Annotated in this window: 16 protein-coding genes and 1 riboswitch; of the genes, 11 read left to right on the plus strand and 5 right to left on the minus strand. The window is 60.8% G+C overall.

Annotated elements, in window-relative coordinates:
- Positions 1–346 precede the first annotated feature (346 nt).
- The 3 genes from K8W16_RS09055 to K8W16_RS09065 all read right to left on the minus strand — a co-directional run bounded on the left by K8W16_RS09055 (position 347) and on the right by K8W16_RS09065 (position 3,268).
- Positions 347–985: a FadR/GntR family transcriptional regulator gene (locus K8W16_RS09055; protein ID WP_304122824.1), complete on the minus strand. Its 639-nt coding sequence runs from the start codon at positions 983–985 to the stop codon at positions 347–349.
- A 224-nt stretch (positions 986–1,209) separates the two neighbouring features.
- Positions 1,210–1,794, minus strand: a complete 585-nt coding sequence (locus K8W16_RS09060) for a UbiX family flavin prenyltransferase (RefSeq protein WP_304122825.1) — start codon at positions 1,792–1,794, stop codon at positions 1,210–1,212.
- A gap of 1 nt (position 1,795) precedes the next feature.
- Positions 1,796–3,268 (minus strand): UbiD family decarboxylase, encoded by a 1,473-nt coding sequence (locus tag K8W16_RS09065; RefSeq protein WP_304122826.1) that lies wholly within the window; start codon positions 3,266–3,268, stop codon positions 1,796–1,798.
- A gap of 442 nt (positions 3,269–3,710) precedes the next feature.
- On the opposite strand from K8W16_RS09065, the gene K8W16_RS09070 reads away from it, so the two are divergent.
- The 11 genes from K8W16_RS09070 to K8W16_RS09120 all read left to right on the plus strand — a co-directional run bounded on the left by K8W16_RS09070 (position 3,711) and on the right by K8W16_RS09120 (position 12,653).
- Positions 3,711–4,040 carry a helix-turn-helix transcriptional regulator gene (locus K8W16_RS09070; RefSeq protein WP_304122827.1) on the plus strand — a complete coding sequence of 110 codons (330 nt, stop codon included), beginning with the start codon at positions 3,711–3,713 and terminating at the stop codon, positions 4,038–4,040.
- A gap of 1 nt (position 4,041) precedes the next feature.
- Positions 4,042–4,518 carry a permease gene (locus K8W16_RS09075; protein WP_304122828.1) on the plus strand — a complete coding sequence of 159 codons (477 nt, stop codon included), beginning with the start codon at positions 4,042–4,044 and terminating at the stop codon, positions 4,516–4,518.
- The gene (locus K8W16_RS09080; RefSeq protein ID WP_304122829.1) at positions 4,515–5,015 is read left to right on the plus strand and encodes a permease; all 501 of its coding nucleotides are present in this window, start codon (positions 4,515–4,517) and stop codon (positions 5,013–5,015) included. The genes K8W16_RS09075 and K8W16_RS09080 overlap by 4 nt, the downstream gene beginning before the upstream one ends.
- A 59-nt stretch (positions 5,016–5,074) precedes the next feature.
- Positions 5,075–5,647, plus strand: coding sequence for a phosphonate metabolism protein/1,5-bisphosphokinase (PRPP-forming) PhnN (phnN, locus tag K8W16_RS09085; RefSeq protein ID WP_304122830.1), 573 nt, complete (start codon positions 5,075–5,077; stop codon positions 5,645–5,647).
- Positions 5,648–5,873: 226 nt separating this feature from the next.
- A riboswitch (molybdenum cofactor riboswitch) is annotated at positions 5,874–6,016 on the plus strand.
- An 88-nt stretch (positions 6,017–6,104) separates the two neighbouring features.
- The gene (gene modA / locus K8W16_RS09090) at positions 6,105–6,842 is read left to right on the plus strand and encodes a molybdate ABC transporter substrate-binding protein (RefSeq protein WP_304122831.1); all 738 of its coding nucleotides are present in this window, start codon (positions 6,105–6,107) and stop codon (positions 6,840–6,842) included.
- A gap of 86 nt (positions 6,843–6,928) precedes the next feature.
- A complete protein-coding gene (locus K8W16_RS09095) occupies positions 6,929–7,723 on the plus strand; it encodes an ABC transporter permease (protein ID WP_304122832.1) in 795 nt (264 codons plus the stop codon).
- 2 nt (positions 7,724–7,725) lie between these two features.
- A complete protein-coding gene (locus tag K8W16_RS09100; RefSeq protein WP_304122840.1) occupies positions 7,726–8,439 on the plus strand; it encodes an ATP-binding cassette domain-containing protein in 714 nt (237 codons plus the stop codon).
- Positions 8,436–9,179 (plus strand): Rossmann-like domain-containing protein, encoded by a 744-nt coding sequence (locus tag K8W16_RS09105; RefSeq protein ID WP_304122833.1) that lies wholly within the window; start codon positions 8,436–8,438, stop codon positions 9,177–9,179. Before K8W16_RS09100 ends, K8W16_RS09105 begins: the two co-directional genes overlap by 4 nt.
- Before the next feature lie 499 nt (positions 9,180–9,678).
- Positions 9,679–10,143, plus strand: coding sequence for a NirD/YgiW/YdeI family stress tolerance protein (locus K8W16_RS09110; protein WP_304122834.1), 465 nt, complete (start codon positions 9,679–9,681; stop codon positions 10,141–10,143).
- A gap of 43 nt (positions 10,144–10,186) precedes the next feature.
- The gene (locus tag K8W16_RS09115) at positions 10,187–10,855 is read left to right on the plus strand and encodes a response regulator (RefSeq protein WP_304122835.1); all 669 of its coding nucleotides are present in this window, start codon (positions 10,187–10,189) and stop codon (positions 10,853–10,855) included.
- 247 nt (positions 10,856–11,102) lie between these two features.
- Positions 11,103–12,653, plus strand: coding sequence for a histidine kinase dimerization/phospho-acceptor domain-containing protein (locus K8W16_RS09120; RefSeq protein ID WP_304122837.1), 1,551 nt, complete (start codon positions 11,103–11,105; stop codon positions 12,651–12,653).
- Positions 12,654–13,050: 397 nt separating this feature from the next.
- On the opposite strand, the gene K8W16_RS09125 is transcribed toward K8W16_RS09120, so the two are convergent.
- Both K8W16_RS09125 and K8W16_RS09130 read right to left on the minus strand, forming a co-directional pair.
- Positions 13,051–13,761 (minus strand): response regulator transcription factor, encoded by a 711-nt coding sequence (locus tag K8W16_RS09125; protein ID WP_304122838.1) that lies wholly within the window; start codon positions 13,759–13,761, stop codon positions 13,051–13,053.
- A gap of 432 nt (positions 13,762–14,193) precedes the next feature.
- On the minus strand, positions 14,194–15,369 hold a 1,176-nt coding region (locus K8W16_RS09130), incomplete at its 5' end, for an outer membrane homotrimeric porin (RefSeq protein ID WP_304122839.1).

A 15,369-nucleotide genomic window follows, 5' to 3' on the forward strand; every position in this document is an offset into this window, starting at 1 on the left:
TTTGCTTATGGGCGCAGTTGCCAGACCGCACCTCTTTCTTAGCAAATCAAAAGGAGTGTTTATAACCTACGCATAACTATAAGTTTTCGGGAACCCCCAGCCTAGCTGGGGGTTTTCTTTTAACCAAAAAAACGTGGAGCAGATCTCCACGTTTTTTTGTCCCGGTATGGGCGGGCATTGAGGCGGGAGGCGGCCCCTCCGCCGGAAAAACGCAGTCTTTCAAGGGGAGCGCCTACTTTTTCGCCTGCCGTTCATGAATGGCGTACACGACGCGGATATGGGCCTCGCTGGCCTTTCTCGCCTCTTCAGGACTCCCGGCCACAATGGCAGTCACAATGGCTTCGTGCTAATCCATGAAGGCTTTTTTTTCCTCCGCCGTGAAATCCACAAGGCAGGTCTTTTCCCCCACCACGCGCATGAGCGTGTCCATGAGCAGAAGCGCCATGTGGTTGCCGGAAAGCTCGGCAATGAAACGGTGCAGGTTGTCCGCCCCCGGGGGGACGGGCTTCACGCCTTTCACGCCGCTCGCCTCCATGTCGGAAAAGCCCTGCCGCACAAGCTCAAGGTCCTCCTTAAGCCTGCGCGCGGCAGACTCCCCGCAGTTCGCGGCGGCCTGCGCGGCCAGCGGCGGTTCCAGAAGAAGCCAGGTGTCGAGCATGTCCTTATTGGTGATCTGCCCGAGAAAAAGCATGTGGGAGATGGTTTCCACCATGGGTTCCACCGTCATGGGTACAAGGAACGCCCCGCCCCGTACCCCGGGACGGACGCTGATGATGCCCTTGGCCTCCAGGGAACGAATGGCCTCCCTCACCACGGGGCGGCTGGTCTGGAAAAGCTCGGCAAGCTCACGGTCGGAAGGAAGCTTGTCGCCCAGAACAAATTCATTGTTCCTGATAGCTTCGCGTATCTGCTCCTCCACCTGTTCATAGAGCTTCTGCTGACGGACAGGGATAAACGGTCCGTGCCGGTCCTGTGTCCGGTTCATGGTCACCATCCTTAGGGAAAAGTTCGGGACAGGTACATGCAAAAGCAGCCCTGCTCGGGAAGCGCGTTTTCGGCGGAGCAGGCGCGCGGGAAAGAGCCGTGATCGACCTTCCCCATCGCCTTTCCGACGCCCGCCCCACGGCGCAGAAAAGAAGCCGGGGCACGGGCGGGCCTGCCGGAGGTGCATCCCCCGCATTCCCCGGCCCGGACGCGCACTGCCTTCTCTTATTTTTCTCCCCAGCGGAACATGCCTTCCACCTCCAGCCCGAAAGGCTGAAGAAGGCGGCAGGCGCAGTACCGCGTCATGTCCTCCACGCTTCCCGGCCTGTGGTAATAGGTGAGCACCGGCGGCACGATGCGCACGCCGGGCAGGCGGGAAAGCTCAAGGAGATTCCGCAGGTGGACGGCACTGAGCGGCGCTTCCCGGGCCGCCAGCACCAGGGGGCGCTGTTCCTTGATGGTCACGTCCGCCGCGCGCAGGATGAGGCTGTCGGCATAGCCCGAAGCGATGCCGGCCACCGTCTTCATGCTGCACGGAACCACCAGCATCCCCTCCGCCGGATAGCTGCCGCTGGCGGGGCCCGCGTCAATATCCTCAGGCTCAAGCACGGCGTCGGCCATGCCGTACACCTCCTCCACCGAGAGGTCGGTTTCATAGCCCAGCGTGACTTTCGCGCCCCGGCTCATAATGAGGCAGCTTTCCCAGCCGGGCTGCGCGCGCACAAGGCGCAGGCACTCCCGAAGCAGAGGGGAGCCGCTCGCCCCGGTGGCGGCTATGACCAGCCTTTTTCGTCTGTTTTCCGAGGGCATGTCATTTTGCTCCGTCCAGCCAGCGCGAGGGGTCGGTCTCCATGAACGCGGCACGGACAAACCTTTCCTTCAGGGTAAAGGGCACCGTGCAGTCGAAAATGGTCTTGCAGGCAATGCCGTGATCCCGGATGCTGGGGGAATAGGCCGGGTCGTTGGAAGGGTCCAGCGGGTGGCAGCGCACGCCGGGAATGGTGACGATATCCCGATCTCCCTGAAAGCGCGTGTTCATGGCCCACAAGACGTCGTTCATGTCGAAACAGTCCACATCCTCATCCACCAGAAAGACATGCTTGAGTTCGCTGAAGGCGGAAAAAGCCAGCAGCGCGGCCTGGCGCTGACGGCCTTCGTCGCTCGCGGAAAGCTTGCGGAACTGCATGACGGCCATGTACTTCCCGCCGCCCGCCGACGCACAGTACACATTCTGCAGCCGCCCGGGCATGGCGCGCTCCACCATGCCGTAGATGCTCGCCTCCGTGGGGATGCCCGCCATGGAAACGTGTTCCTCGCTGGGGCCTATGCAGGTCTGCATGATGGGGTTTTTCCTGTGGGTGACGGCCTTCACTTTGATGCACCAGCACTCGGAGCTTGCCGGGCCCGTGTAGCCGGGAAATTCCGGCATGGCGTAGCCTGTGCGGCGGTTCTGGTCTTCCTGGATGCGCACATGAGGCAGCACTTCGCCTTCAATCACATATTCGGCCGGGGCTATGGCGCGGCAGTCCACGCTCACGCACCTGCAAAGGCGTACCGGCTCCCCGCGCAGGGCGCCCGCCACGGAAAGTTCATCGTAGCCGAGCGGCGTGGTCGGCGGCTCGAAGCAGGAACTTATGGCAATGGCCGGATCCACCCCTATGCTTATGGAAATGGGGAGCGCCCTGCCGAGCTGCTCCGCCCGCTCCGCCATGGCCCCGATATGCCGCGCGCCGGGGGTGAAGAAAATGGAAAGCGTGTCCCTGCTCTGGATGCAGAGCCTGTGGATAGTCACGTCCCATCGGCCCGTGTCGGGATGGGCGGCATAGCACATGCCGAGGGTGATGTAAGGCCCGGCGTCCTGCGGGGTATTGGTGGGGGCGGGTACCAGGCGGTTCAGGTCGAAGCCTTCCTCAGAGGCAAGGTGAACCACCTCCTGGCAGGGGGCGGGGCCTTCCTCAAAAACGGGCGGCAGAGGGGAATCCACACATTCCCAGAGCTTTTTGCCGAGATTCTCCATCTCCGTGCCCAGAAGCGCGGCCACGCGCCTGCGGCTTGCCATAAGCCCTATGACTACGCGCGCGCCCGGGTGGCCCTTGACGTTTTCAAACATCATGGCCGGGCCTTCCTTCGTGGGCCGCTTCACCGTGCCGCCCGCACCCACATAGCGGTACACCCCGGAAAGCTCCGCCTCCGGATCCACTTCCACCTTTGTGGAAACAAGCTGGCCCGGCATGGAACGCAAAAGCTCCAGGGCGCTGCGCAGATCGTTTACCTTTTGTTGCATGTCGCCTTCCTCCGTTTCCGCCGCTGCCCCGGGCAGGGCTTCCTTGACATTCTGCCTGTGCGGCCGTGCCGCATACCTGAAAACTGATACCCCTCTCAGCCTTGCCCGCAGGGCCCCCTGCGCTCTGGAAGGCCTGGCCCCGCCCATGAAGGACAAGTCGCCCGCGCTTCGGGACTACCCGCCTTCTTCTCCTGCATTGTGCCGATAGGGTTTATTGGTCTTACCTTTATACCTATTGTCCATTTTTTCTGTCAACGCTTTTTTCCCGACTTTACACGCTGTTTTCCGCTTTTCCGGCTTGACGAAAGAAGACGTCTTTTTTATTTAAGTAACTGCTTAATTAAATTTATCCCATATCCCGTGCCGGGCGGCCCTTCGTCGCCCGGAAGGCCTTCACCCCGCCGCGCCTCCGGCCGGGAGGCATGCGGAACCAGAGGAAATCATGGACAACGCCCCCCTCTACCGAGCCCTGGCCGATGAAACACGCCGCCGCATCGTCGTGCTGCTGCTTACGCACAACATGTGCGTTACCGCCCTTGCCCGCAGCCTGAACATAAGTGAAAGCGCGGTATCGCAGCACCTCAGGGTGCTGAAGGAAGCATGCCTCCTCTCCGGGGAAAAACGCGGCTACCACATGCACTATGCCGTAGAAAGGGAAAGGCTGCATGATCTGGCCCGGGAAATCGAGGGCATGGCGAACATGGAAAGGGAAGGCGGAGCGGAAGGGCTTGTCCGCCTGCCCATGGCGCCTCTGCCGAAAAGGGGGAAATGACATGTCCACAGCAGCGCTTTACCTCGCAACCCTGCTTCTGGTCTGCCTCTCCTTTGCCAAAGACAGGCAGAAGACGCTCCGCGCCCTGAAAAAAGGCTGGAAATCCTTTGAAGGTATCCTGCCGCAGTTCCTTTCCATACTCCTGCTGGTAGGGCTCATGCTCGCCGTAGTGGATGAAAGCCTCATTTCCCGCCTGCTGGGGAAGGAATCCGGCCTCATGGGCATGCTGCTGGCAGCCGTGGCAGGTTCCGTCACGCTCATTCCCGGCTTCATTGCCTTCCCTCTGGCAGCCTCTGTCCTCGCCTCCGGCGCGGGCTATGGGCAGACGGCCATGTTTTTGACCACGCTCATGATGGTGGGCATCGTTACCCTGCCGCTGGAAAGCGCCTGTTTCGGCAGGCGACTCGCGGTGCAAAGAAACCTTCTCGCCCTCCTCTATGCCGTACTTTCTTCCTTTCTTCTGGGGGCGATGCTATGATTCTCACACTCTGCAGGCGCTACGCCTTCTTTCTGGGCCTCGCCCTTCTCAGCGCTTCCCTGCTCTTCCTCGCTCCCGCCACAGGGCAGAAAGCTCTGGAACTCACGCGCGCCAACCTCGTGGAGATGCTTTCCTTCCTGCCGCCCATCTTCGTGCTGCTCGGCCTTCTGGACGTGTGGGTAGAGAGGGAAACCATGATGAAATATCTGGGAGAGGGCTCGGGGCTCAGAGGCATGCTTCTGGCCTTCTTCCTGGGGTCCGCGGCGGCGGGGCCGCTGTACGCGGCCTTCCCCCTGGCCTGCGTCATGATGCAGAAAGGCGCGCGCATGCTCAATGTCTTCATCTTCATCGGGGCATGGTCCTGCACCAAGATCCCGCTCATCATGTTTGAAACCGCCACCCTCGGCTTCCGCTTCATGGCCCTTCGCCTGGCCTTCAACATCGCGGGCATCTTCCTCATCGCCCTTGTGCTCGACCGCTCCCTGCGCGCCCGCTGACCCCGGGGCCGCCGCTCTCTCCGCCCGCTCCTGAGCGGCACGAACAACAGGGGAGCGCCATGCACGGCACAGGCTGGCGCGGCGGGCTCATTTATGTCCCTTCCGGTGCGGGGAAGGACAGCCTCCTGAGCGCCCTGCGGAGCCATGCCCACGGCCTGCCGCTGGCCTTTGTGCGGCGCTATATCACAAGGCCTGCCGATACCGGGGCGGAAAGGCATATTCCCGTAAGCCGGGAACGCTTTGAAGAGCTCTCCGCCATGGGCCGCTTTTCCCTTCAATGGGCAAGCCACGGCTGCAGATACGGCATCCCCTCTGCATGGGATCACCTGCTTGAGAGCGGCATCTCTCTGCTGGTCAACGGTTCCCGCACAGCATTCCCCCTGGCACGGCAACGCTACCCGAACATTCTGCCCGTACTCATCAGCGCGCCTCCCGCCCTTCTGTACGCAAGGCTCCTCGCACGGGGCCGCGAATCCCATGAGGAAAGAGAAGAGCGGCTCAGGGCCGCTTTCACTCCTATCCCGGAAGAAGAATCCGTCACTCAATGGATACATATCGAAAATGCCGGATCCCTGCAGGAAGCCGTTCTGAAGCTTGTCAACGCCCTGAGAGCGACCCTCACCTCCTTGTGAAGGCCGTTTCCTTCCCGAAGCAGCGACGTTCCGCAACAAATGCGGTGCATCTCTCTGTTTCCACGGCCAGCCGAACAGGGACGGACTTTTTCATCCTTTTTCCGTTTTTTCGATCTTCCCATCAAGAATACGCCCTTCTGCCGGTTCCCCGGCCTTTTTCAAAATAAAAAGACGGAAAGGTTATGCGCTTCCCTGTCTTGACAAAGAAATCACGCCTGTTTTATTTCAAAAGGTAAGTTTTCGAGTCGGTCCGGCTACAGCGCAACGCCATGCCGCTCCGACCTGAGTTCTGCTCACAGGGTGGTGCTGGAAACGGCCCCGCCTCCTTGAATGCCCTGCGGCATGGAAAGAAAACGCTGCGCTTGAACCATGCATGGATACCCATGTACCCATGGTTCTGGTGTTTTCATCTGTGAGCAACACCGGAACTGCGCATCTGCGCTGCATGGAGAATCGCATGAAAAAATTTCCTCTCCTCTTCTGTGTTGCGGCGGCCTTCATCCTGACCAGTCCCTCCTTTGCTCCGGCGGCAGAATCCCTGCACGTCTATTGCGGCGCGGGCATGACCAAGCCCTTCGGCGAAATAGCCGCCGCCTTCACCAAAAAGACGCAGGTAGGCATGGAAGTAACCTATGCCAACGCCGGGCAGATACAGTCGCAGATCAATACCGCGCAGGAAGGCGACTTCTTCATCGCCGGGGCTGCGGAAGAGCTGAAGCCCGTGGAAAAATACGTTTCCGCCAAGCGCGACCTCGTGAAGCATATCCCCGTGCTGGCTGTGGCCAAGGGCAACCCTAAAAATATTTCCGGTATCAGGGATCTTGCCAGAAGCGACCTTCGCGTGGTACTCGGCGACGCCAAGGCCACGCCCATAGGGAAGATAGCGGACAAGGCCCTTGCCGACGCGGGGCTCACCGGCAAGGTCAATGTGGTGAGCCGGGGCGTCACCGCGCCCTCCATCTTCAACGCGCTGAACGTGGGCGAGTGCGACGCCATCATCGTGTGGAAGGAAAACGTGACTTCCGCCATGGATATTCTCGCCGACCCGGCCATGGACGCCTATGTGAAGACCATCCCCGCGGCCACGCTCTCCGTCTCCACCAATCCCGAAGGGCAGAAGGTCTTCCTGGAATTTCTCGATTCCGATGAAGCGAAGGCTATCTGGGAAAAGCACGGCTATGTGGTGCTGAACTGACACTCCGGGCGCCTTGCGGCGCCCTTCCCCTTTCCCGCAACCCTTCGGCATGAAGCGGATTTTCCGGTCGCGCCATGAAACGGAACATGTCGTTTTTCGACGGCGCAAGTTTATGCGTCGCCTTTCTCACCGTCCTTTTCCTCACCGCTTCCCTCGGCACCATCATCGTGGGAGGACTGCCCTTTCTGCCCGGGGCACTCTGTTCGGAAGAGGTGCTTTTCTCCATCAGGCTGAGCCTCGTTACGTCCACAGTTTCCACATTGCTCTGCTTTGTGGTGGGCATCCCCTGCGCCTACGCCCTCGCCCGCTGCCGCATGCCCCTGCGCAACGTCTGCCGGCTGGTGCTGGAGCTGCCCCTTTCCCTGCCGTATCTCGTGCTCGGGCTGTGCCTGCTCATGATGTTTTCCTCTGAAGCGGGAAGGATGCTTAAAAACTTCGGTATCCGGGTCATCTTTGAACCGGCGGGCATTGTCATGGCGCAGTGGATAGTCAACATCCCCTTTGTGATCCGGCTCATGCGCACAGCGCTGGAAGAGATGGACAGCCGCCTGGAATTCATCGCAGGCACGCTGGGAGCTTCCCGCTGGCAAAGGTTCTGCACCATCACGCTGCCCCTGTGCCGCAATTCCATCCTCATGGCCGCCATACTCACCTGGTCGCGCGCCATAGGGGAATTCGGGGCTACGCTCATGCTCGTGGGAGTCACGCGCATGAAAACGGAGACCCTGCCCGCCAGCATCTACCTCAATATCAGTACCGGAGACAACGGCATGGCCATGGCCGCCGCAATCATCCTGCTCATCATTTCCGGCACGGCGCTTCTTTTCTCCACCCTGCTTCAGCGCCGGGCCGCCAGCCGCATGGAGGGTTCCTTCTGGTGACCATGCCCCTCGCCTTTGAATCCTTCCGCCTCACGCGGGGCAGTATGCACATGGAAGACATTTCCTTCTCCGTGGCGGAAGGGGAGCTTTTCGCCATACTCGGCCGCACGGGTGCGGGCAAAACGCTGCTTCTGGAATCGGCGGCGGGATTCTACACCCCGGAAGGTGGGCGCGTGCTTCTCTACGGCACTCCCGTGCAGGATATCCCCCTCACCGAGCGGCGCATCGGCTTCGTGTATCAGGACTACGCCCTCTTTCCTCACATGAATGTGGAAAAAAACATCGCCTACGGGCTCCGGGTGCGCCATAAAAGCCGCGCGGAACAGGAAGAAAAGGTAAGGGACATTTCCTCCCTGCTTTCCATAGGCCATATTTTAAAAGAATATCCTCAAACCCTGAGTGGCGGGGAGCGGCAACGCGTCGCGCTGGCCCGCGCGCTGGTGCTGCGCCCCCGCCTGCTCCTTCTCGACGAACCCTTTTCCTCGCTCGACCCGGCCACGAAAAAAAGCCTGTATGAAGAAATACGGAGCATCCCCCGGAAATTCCACTGCGCGGTGCTTTTCGTCACCCACGATTTCAAGGAAGCCCAGACGCTGGCTTCACGCATAGGCATCATGGCCCGGGGCAGGATGCTCTGCATCCGCTCGGCACAGGAACTTTTCACCCGAAGCAACGACGCTGAACTCAACGCCTTTCTCGGACTGGAGGACGCATGACAACACAGGAGCTGTACCAGCGCCTCAGGCAGGAGCTGGAAAACATCGCATGGAAATACCGCCTGAATGAACGCCCCATCATCCTGAAAAGCCGGGGCCTTTCCCCGGAAGAAGCCATAGGCTCTACCAAGCGCAAGGACTATCCCATACTCGCGGGCAGGGAAGTCATGCTTCAGGCCCAATTCGGGGAAGCCCTGGGGCAGGCCTTTACCGACGCCCCTTCCGACTTCAGCGGCACTCTGGCAGATATCCTGGCCCTTGATGTGGACAACGACCCGCACAGCCGGGGCCTTCTCGTGGCCACGCTCAACGCCGTCATGCGCTTTACCGGCGACCTCGACCACACCGTCCATTGCCGGAACAACGAGCTTGAGCTTTGCGCCGAAGCCTATGCCGCCTATATACGCGGGCATTTCCACCGCCCGCGCATCACGCTGGTGGGCTATCAACCTGCCCTCACCGCCCGGCTCTCACAGGAATTTTCCCTGCGCGTCCTGGATATGAACCCGCAGTTCGTGGACAGCGTCCGCTCCGGCGTCACCATAGAACACGGCAAGAAAAGCTATCAGGACGCAGTGCTGGAATGGCCAGACCTCGTGCTCTGCACGGGCAGCACGCTCTGCAACGGCTCCTTCGTCGACTTTGTGGATATCGGCAGGCCCGTGCTTTTCTTCGGCATTTCCGGCGCGGCGGCGGCCCGCATCTTCGGCATACCCCGCTTCTGCCCCATGGCTGGCTGAGCCCGGAAAAAGCGTAAGAAGGCCGGATCCCGCAGGCTTCCTCTTCCTGAGCAGACCTCCCCGCAGTCCGTTTTCCGGCGGCGGAAAAGAATCGGACCTCCTTTTCCGCCGCATACGGGCGGTAGGGCCGTATTCCCCCTTGACGGCCCCTTCTCACACCGCCCTGCCGGCCCGACCCCTCCGGGTCGGCTTTTTTTACGCCTCTCCTTCCGAAGCCCCCCCTTCTCCTCCCCAGCCGCGCCGCATCACCTTCAGAAAAATGGCCGTCCTGCCGCAAGACGGGCTTCCCCCGGGAAATTCCCCAAAAATATGTTCCTTACGAAAAAAACATCTTCCATGTAAGGTCGGTGTAAGCTTGCCGTAGTGTACTGACCTCACATGAAGGGGAGAGCAGGAAAAAGCTCTTCCCTTCCGGGAGCGGAAAGCTCCATCGATAAAAACACACCCGGCTTGCCCGGTTCCCCGGGAAGCGAAAACAACAAGCCCTCTGGAGGCAACCATGACCATGTATCCTCTCGCCGACAACAGCCGTCCCTTCCCCGCCGCCCGTCCTTCCCGCAGGCGCGCCGCCGTTCCCGCCGCCCTCGCCGCGTCCCTTGCCCTGCTGCTTACCCTCGGCGCATCGGACGCCCTTGCCAACAGGGGAGACGGGGGCTACACCCAGAACAACGCCTACAGCGCTGCGGGCGGCTACACCGGCCCCGGCCCCTCCGTCTCCACGGTGGAACAGGCCAAGAAGATGCGCGACGACACGCACGTCACCCTCAGGGGCCGCATCGTCCAGCACCTCGGCGGCGACCATTACCTGTTCAAGGACGAGACCGGCGCCATCAACGTGGATATCGACCACAAGCGCTGGCAGGGCCAGACCGTAGGGCCCGACGACCTTGTGGAAATCCACGGCGAAGTGGACAAGGACTGGAACGAGCTGGAAATAGACGTGGATCGGCTCATCAAGAGATAAACAGCGCATGCCCCTCACGGGGCATGCGCCCAGAGGCAAAGGCATGCGCGTTCTTCTTATTGAAGATGATGTTCTCATCGGCAACGGGCTCAGGATGGGGCTTCCCGCCCTGGGCTTCGCCACAGACTGGTTCAAGGAAGGCCCGCTGGGCATGCAGGCCCTTTCTTCGGCGGAGTACGACGCCGTCATTCTTGATCTCGGCCTTCCCGGCATGGACGGGCTGGACATACTGCGCGAATGGCGCTCCAAAGGGCTGGATGTGCCCGTGCTCATCCTTACCGCGAGGGATGCCATAAGCCAGCGAGTCGAGGGCCTGAACCTCGGTGCGGACGATTACCTCGGCAAACCCTTTGATCTGGAGGAAGTGGCGGCCCGCCTGCGCGCCCTTGTGCGCAGAAGGCACGGCGTCTCCTCACACAGGCTTTCCCACGGCCCCGTGAGCTTCGACCCCCTCGGCAGAACCGTCACCCTGAACGGGCAGCCCGTGGCCCTGGGACAGAAGGAAATCATGTTGGTGGAGCTTCTTCTGCTCAACCGTCAGAGCGTACTTTCCAAAAGCGCCATTGAAGAAAAGCTCTACCCCTGGGGAGAAGAGGTCAGCAGCAATTCCGTGGAAGTACTGGTGCACCGCATACGCCGCAAGCTGGGGAACAGTTTCATAAAAACCGTACATTCCGTGGGCTACACCCTGGGAAACGCCGAGGCCCGCTGACCTGCCGGGAAAAGCCCCTCAATCGTGCCGGAAAGCGCCCTTTACCGGTCCTGCCTGCGTACCCTGCGGGGAAACAGGCAGGAGGCAACGGCCCTGCGGCGGCATGAACGGCTCCCCTCCGCCGCAAGGCACAGCCTCCCCCGCATGCTCCTGCCGAAGCTGTGGCATGCCGCGCTCTTTCCGCACAGGCAGGGGAAAAAGGCCTTTCCGTCGGCCTGCCCCAGGCCCATTCTTCCAAGGATACCCCATGAAGCAACGCATCGCACATGTCCTGAAAAGCCTGCTCCGCTCGGCAGGAAAACTGCTCGGCCCCGCGACCGCCCGGGCCGGGAGCTCCGCTCCCGGGCTTTTTGCCTCGGCATGCGGCCTTCTCCCCTCGCTGTGGAAGCGTATTCTTGCCATGCCTGTCAGCCGGCGGAGCCTCAGGCTAAGGCTCAGCGTGTTCTTTTCCCTTTTTATGGTTGCGGCATGGCTGGCGGCCGCCCTCTTCGCCTGGCAGGCCTGCCGCGACTCCATCGACGAATTTTTCGATTCCCGGCAGATGCTTGTGGCAAGGCTGCTCGCCACGGCCGACATTTCCTTTACCGGCAAAGAGATGCCGAAAATGAAGGAGATGCTCCCCGGCGTGGACAAGCATGCCTTCGGCGATGTGGAAGAGGAGGCCATAGACCTTGCCGTATTTTCCCCGGACGGGCAAATGCTGTTCAGCCACGGAAAAACAGGCCGGCGCTTCCTTTTTGAACCTGAGCGGCGCGGATTTGTGGAGACGCCCCTGCGCGGCGACGACGAAATATGGCGCATTTTATGGATGGATTCCACCGACGGGCGACGTGTCATCGCTATGGGGCAGGAGCTGGACTACCGCGCAGATATGGCGCTGGATATGCTGGAAGAGCAGATAATGCCCTGGCTTATCCTGCTTCCCGTATTGCTGACCGGTCTTTTCGTCCTGCTCACGAGAGAGCTTGCACCCCTGAGGGCCATGGCCACCGCCCTGCGTGAACGCAGGCCGGAAGAAAGCTCCCCGCTCGATACGGGCCGCCTTCCCTCGGAAGTCCTGCCCATGGCCGAAGCCCTGAACGGCTTTTTCGCCAGGACGGAAGCCATGCTGGCAAGGGAACGCTCCTTTATTTCCGATGCGGCGCATGAACTGCGCACGCCTCTGGCCGGCCTTCGCATCCAGGCCCAGGTAGCGGCGCAGCCCGGCATCGACGAAGAGACAAGGCGCGAGGCCCTGTCCTTCCTCCGGCAGGGCATAGACCGCTGCGCCCGGCTCATGGAACAGATCCTCGCCCTTTCCCGGCTGGAAGCTCAGGGCCTGTCCGGCAACAATCCGGCGGAGGGCTCCGAAGTGGGCTGGGCCGCGCTTCTGGAAGAGCTGCTCCCCCTCTACAGGCCGAAGCTGGAAGAACGCCGCATACGCATGGAATCGCAGATCAGCTCGCTGAACTCCTCCGTGCAGGGCAACAGCGCGCTCCTTTCCATGCTGCTGCGCAATATCCTGGAAAACGCTTCCGCCTACACGCCGGAAGGCGGGCTCATACGCCTGACGCTGGGGCAGCAAAGTCTCACCGTGCAGAACGATTGCGCTCCCCTGCCCGACGAATACGCCGCGCGGCTGGGGGAACGCTTCTTCCGTCCTCCCGGGCAGGAGAAAGCCGGAAGCGGGCTCGGCCTTTCCATCATGGCGCGCATAGCCGCCCTGCACGGCTTCAGGCTGGAAAAGGGCATAAAAAAAGACGCGCCCGGATTTTCCCCTTCTTCCTTCCTGGTGGCCCTTTCCTGGGAACGGGGCTGACGCCCCGGAGCGCGCAGGCCTTCCTCCGGGATTTTGGCCCCGCCTTCCCTGAGCCGTATGCGACTCTCCCGGCTCACCACCTGAAAACAGGCTACGCCGCAGCGCTTTGCACTCCCGCCCCGCCTGCCCCGGAATCGGCTACTTCAGGAAAAGACCCCCGTGCGGCAGAGCGCCCTATGCTTTCCCCTCCCGGGCAGGGAGCCCCGCTTCCCCTCCAGAGCCTCGGAAGGCTCTCCGGGCGGAGGCGTGTGCCTTCCGCACCGGGAAGCTCCCGGACGGCTCTCCGAAGGGGCTTTGCAAAGGCCGCAGTACAGCACGGGAAAGGGAGTGGCGTATCATGCTCATGGCCCGCACGGCGTCGCCCTTTCCCCCAAAAGCTCCCGGAGGAAAAGCCTGCCTAGGGCATGGGAACCAAACGGAACCCCACCCTGGGCACGGTTTTCAAAATGGGCTTGTTCTGCTGCTCCAGGCGGCTGCGCAGAATATGGATATAAGTGCGCAGAGCATCGCTGCTGGGGGGAGCATCGCCGTAAAGCTCATTTTGCAATTCGCTCCGGCTCACCACATTGGGCGCAGCCTTCATGAGCCTGGCAAGCAGCGTGAAGGCCATGGGCGGCAAATGCAGGTTCCTGCCGTCGCATGTCACGGTATGTGCCTGAATGTCCAATTCTATACCTGCCCAGCTCAGTTTTGCCGAAGCAAGATGCGCCCGAGAAAGGCGTATGCAGGCAAGCACCCTTGCCTCCAGCTCCAAAAGATGCAGAGGGCTGGTGACGATATCGTCGGCCCCGCTGTTCAGGTAGCGGGGCAGATTTTCCATCGTAGTGTCGGGCGTGAGCAGAACGATGGGGCAGGCGACATGTTCGATGCGCAGGCAGGTGTAGAGAGGAATCCCATTCTGATCGCTTAGCTGAGAATCAAGGATAATCGCGTCGTAGGAAGAGCTTTTCAGGCAGTTATACACCTCATCGCTGCCTGCGGCGCTGTCGAGCTGATAGCCCAAGGGTTCCAGATAGGCAAAGAGATTTTTCATGGTCGACGCATCGGGCGTGCCGACCATAAGACGTATGTCGGGGACGGAAAGCTGTTTTTTCAGGCTGTGCAGCATAAGCAGCCCTCTGAGAGTATGGTTGATATGAGCAGAAAAGCAATGAGGTCAAAGCAGCGCTTCTTTGAAGCGGGCATTGCAATGCTGCGTGGATCAGGGAAAGATGCGCCCGGCCACAGGAAAACGCGCCTTTTCTGACAGTCCGGTTTCAGCATGCCTGCGCTTACGAGTGCTCTCTGGTAATGCACAGGAAGCCGAGAAAAGAACTCGAATTTAATCTAGAGGATAGCCTGGGATGCGTCAATCATTTCTCAGGCATTGCAGACTTGCCGCAGCCGGCGCACGCCGGGGAAAACCTGCCGCCGGAGCAATGCGGACGGCTCCTTCCGCCTAGCCGGAAGGAGCGGAAAACCGATATGAAAAACGGGAGAGGACTTGCGTCCTCTCCCGTGCAAGGCGGTTCAGTCCGGCACAGGCCAGGCCCGCGCGGAATTAGAACTTGTACTGGAAGAGCAGAGCGATCTTCCAAGCGTCGTCGTAGGAGCCGAGACGAGCATGATCAGCACCGGTCTCGAAGTCTTCGAACACATAGGCGGCTTCGAGGTAGGCGGTGAGGTTCTTGTAGATCTTGTAGGTGGTGCCGAAGTCCAGTTCGACGATGGAGTCGTCGGTGGTCATGTACCAGGAGGGGTTCAGACCAAAGCGGGCAGCGTTCTCAGAGTCGTTGGTACCCTGAGCGTACACCACGGCGAAGTCATGGGAGAGGTCTTCGATGAAGGAAAGACCGTTCCAGGCGAGGCGGACGCCCCAGGCGCCGTTGCCGTTGTGGTTGTTTTCGATTTCGTTATCGAGCAGGCCGGAACCGTTGAAGAAGGCATAGGAACCCTTGAAGCGGCCGCCGACGGAAGGAATGCTGCCCTGGTAGGCGTACTGCGCATCGTCGCTGTCGCCGGAGCCGTAGAAGGCGAGCAGTTCAGGAGTACCGTAAGCGGTCTTGTAGGACACGCTGCCTTCCATGAAGTAGCCGTGCTGGCTGGGCTGGCCGACGTAAGCGGCGGTATTGTCGCTGGTGAAGTTGCGGTCGCCGTACACGAAGCTGGCCTTCACGGTGAAGGGATCGAAGTAGGTCATGGCGCCGGTGATACCAGCCCAGTAAACGCTGCTCTTGCCTTTCACGGGCTTGTTGTTGTTGGTCCAGCCACCAAGATCCATGCCGTCACCGACGGCGGCATAGGCCACGAAAGGAGTCACCTTGAAGCCTTCGAAGGCCATGTCGGCGGCCAGGCCGAACACGTCGATGTTGTTGGACTTGCGGGTAATCTGAACCTTGTCGGCCTCACGGGCATGACGGGCCCAGAAGGCGTTCACGGTCATCCAGTCGGTCACAGGAGCGCTCACGGTGATACCGTCGGTCGGATCCTTGCTCCACATAACGATGTTCTTGCCGTCGGCAAGAGCAGGCAGGGCGATGTTCTGGCGGCCCATACGGACCTTCACATCGGTGTTGGGGATGAGCCAGTCGATGTAGGCCTGACGCAGGTAGATTTCATTGTTGCGATCGCCTTCAAAGGCATAGGTGTCGGTATCACCGTAGTTATTGGTACCCCAGTCCCAGTAGGAGCGGAACTGGAAGTAGCCGGAGAGCTGTTCGGACACGGAGAAGGTCAG

This window comes from Mailhella massiliensis (assembly GCF_020741395.1).
In the GTDB taxonomy this organism is placed as follows: domain Bacteria; phylum Desulfobacterota; class Desulfovibrionia; order Desulfovibrionales; family Desulfovibrionaceae; genus Mailhella; species Mailhella massiliensis_A.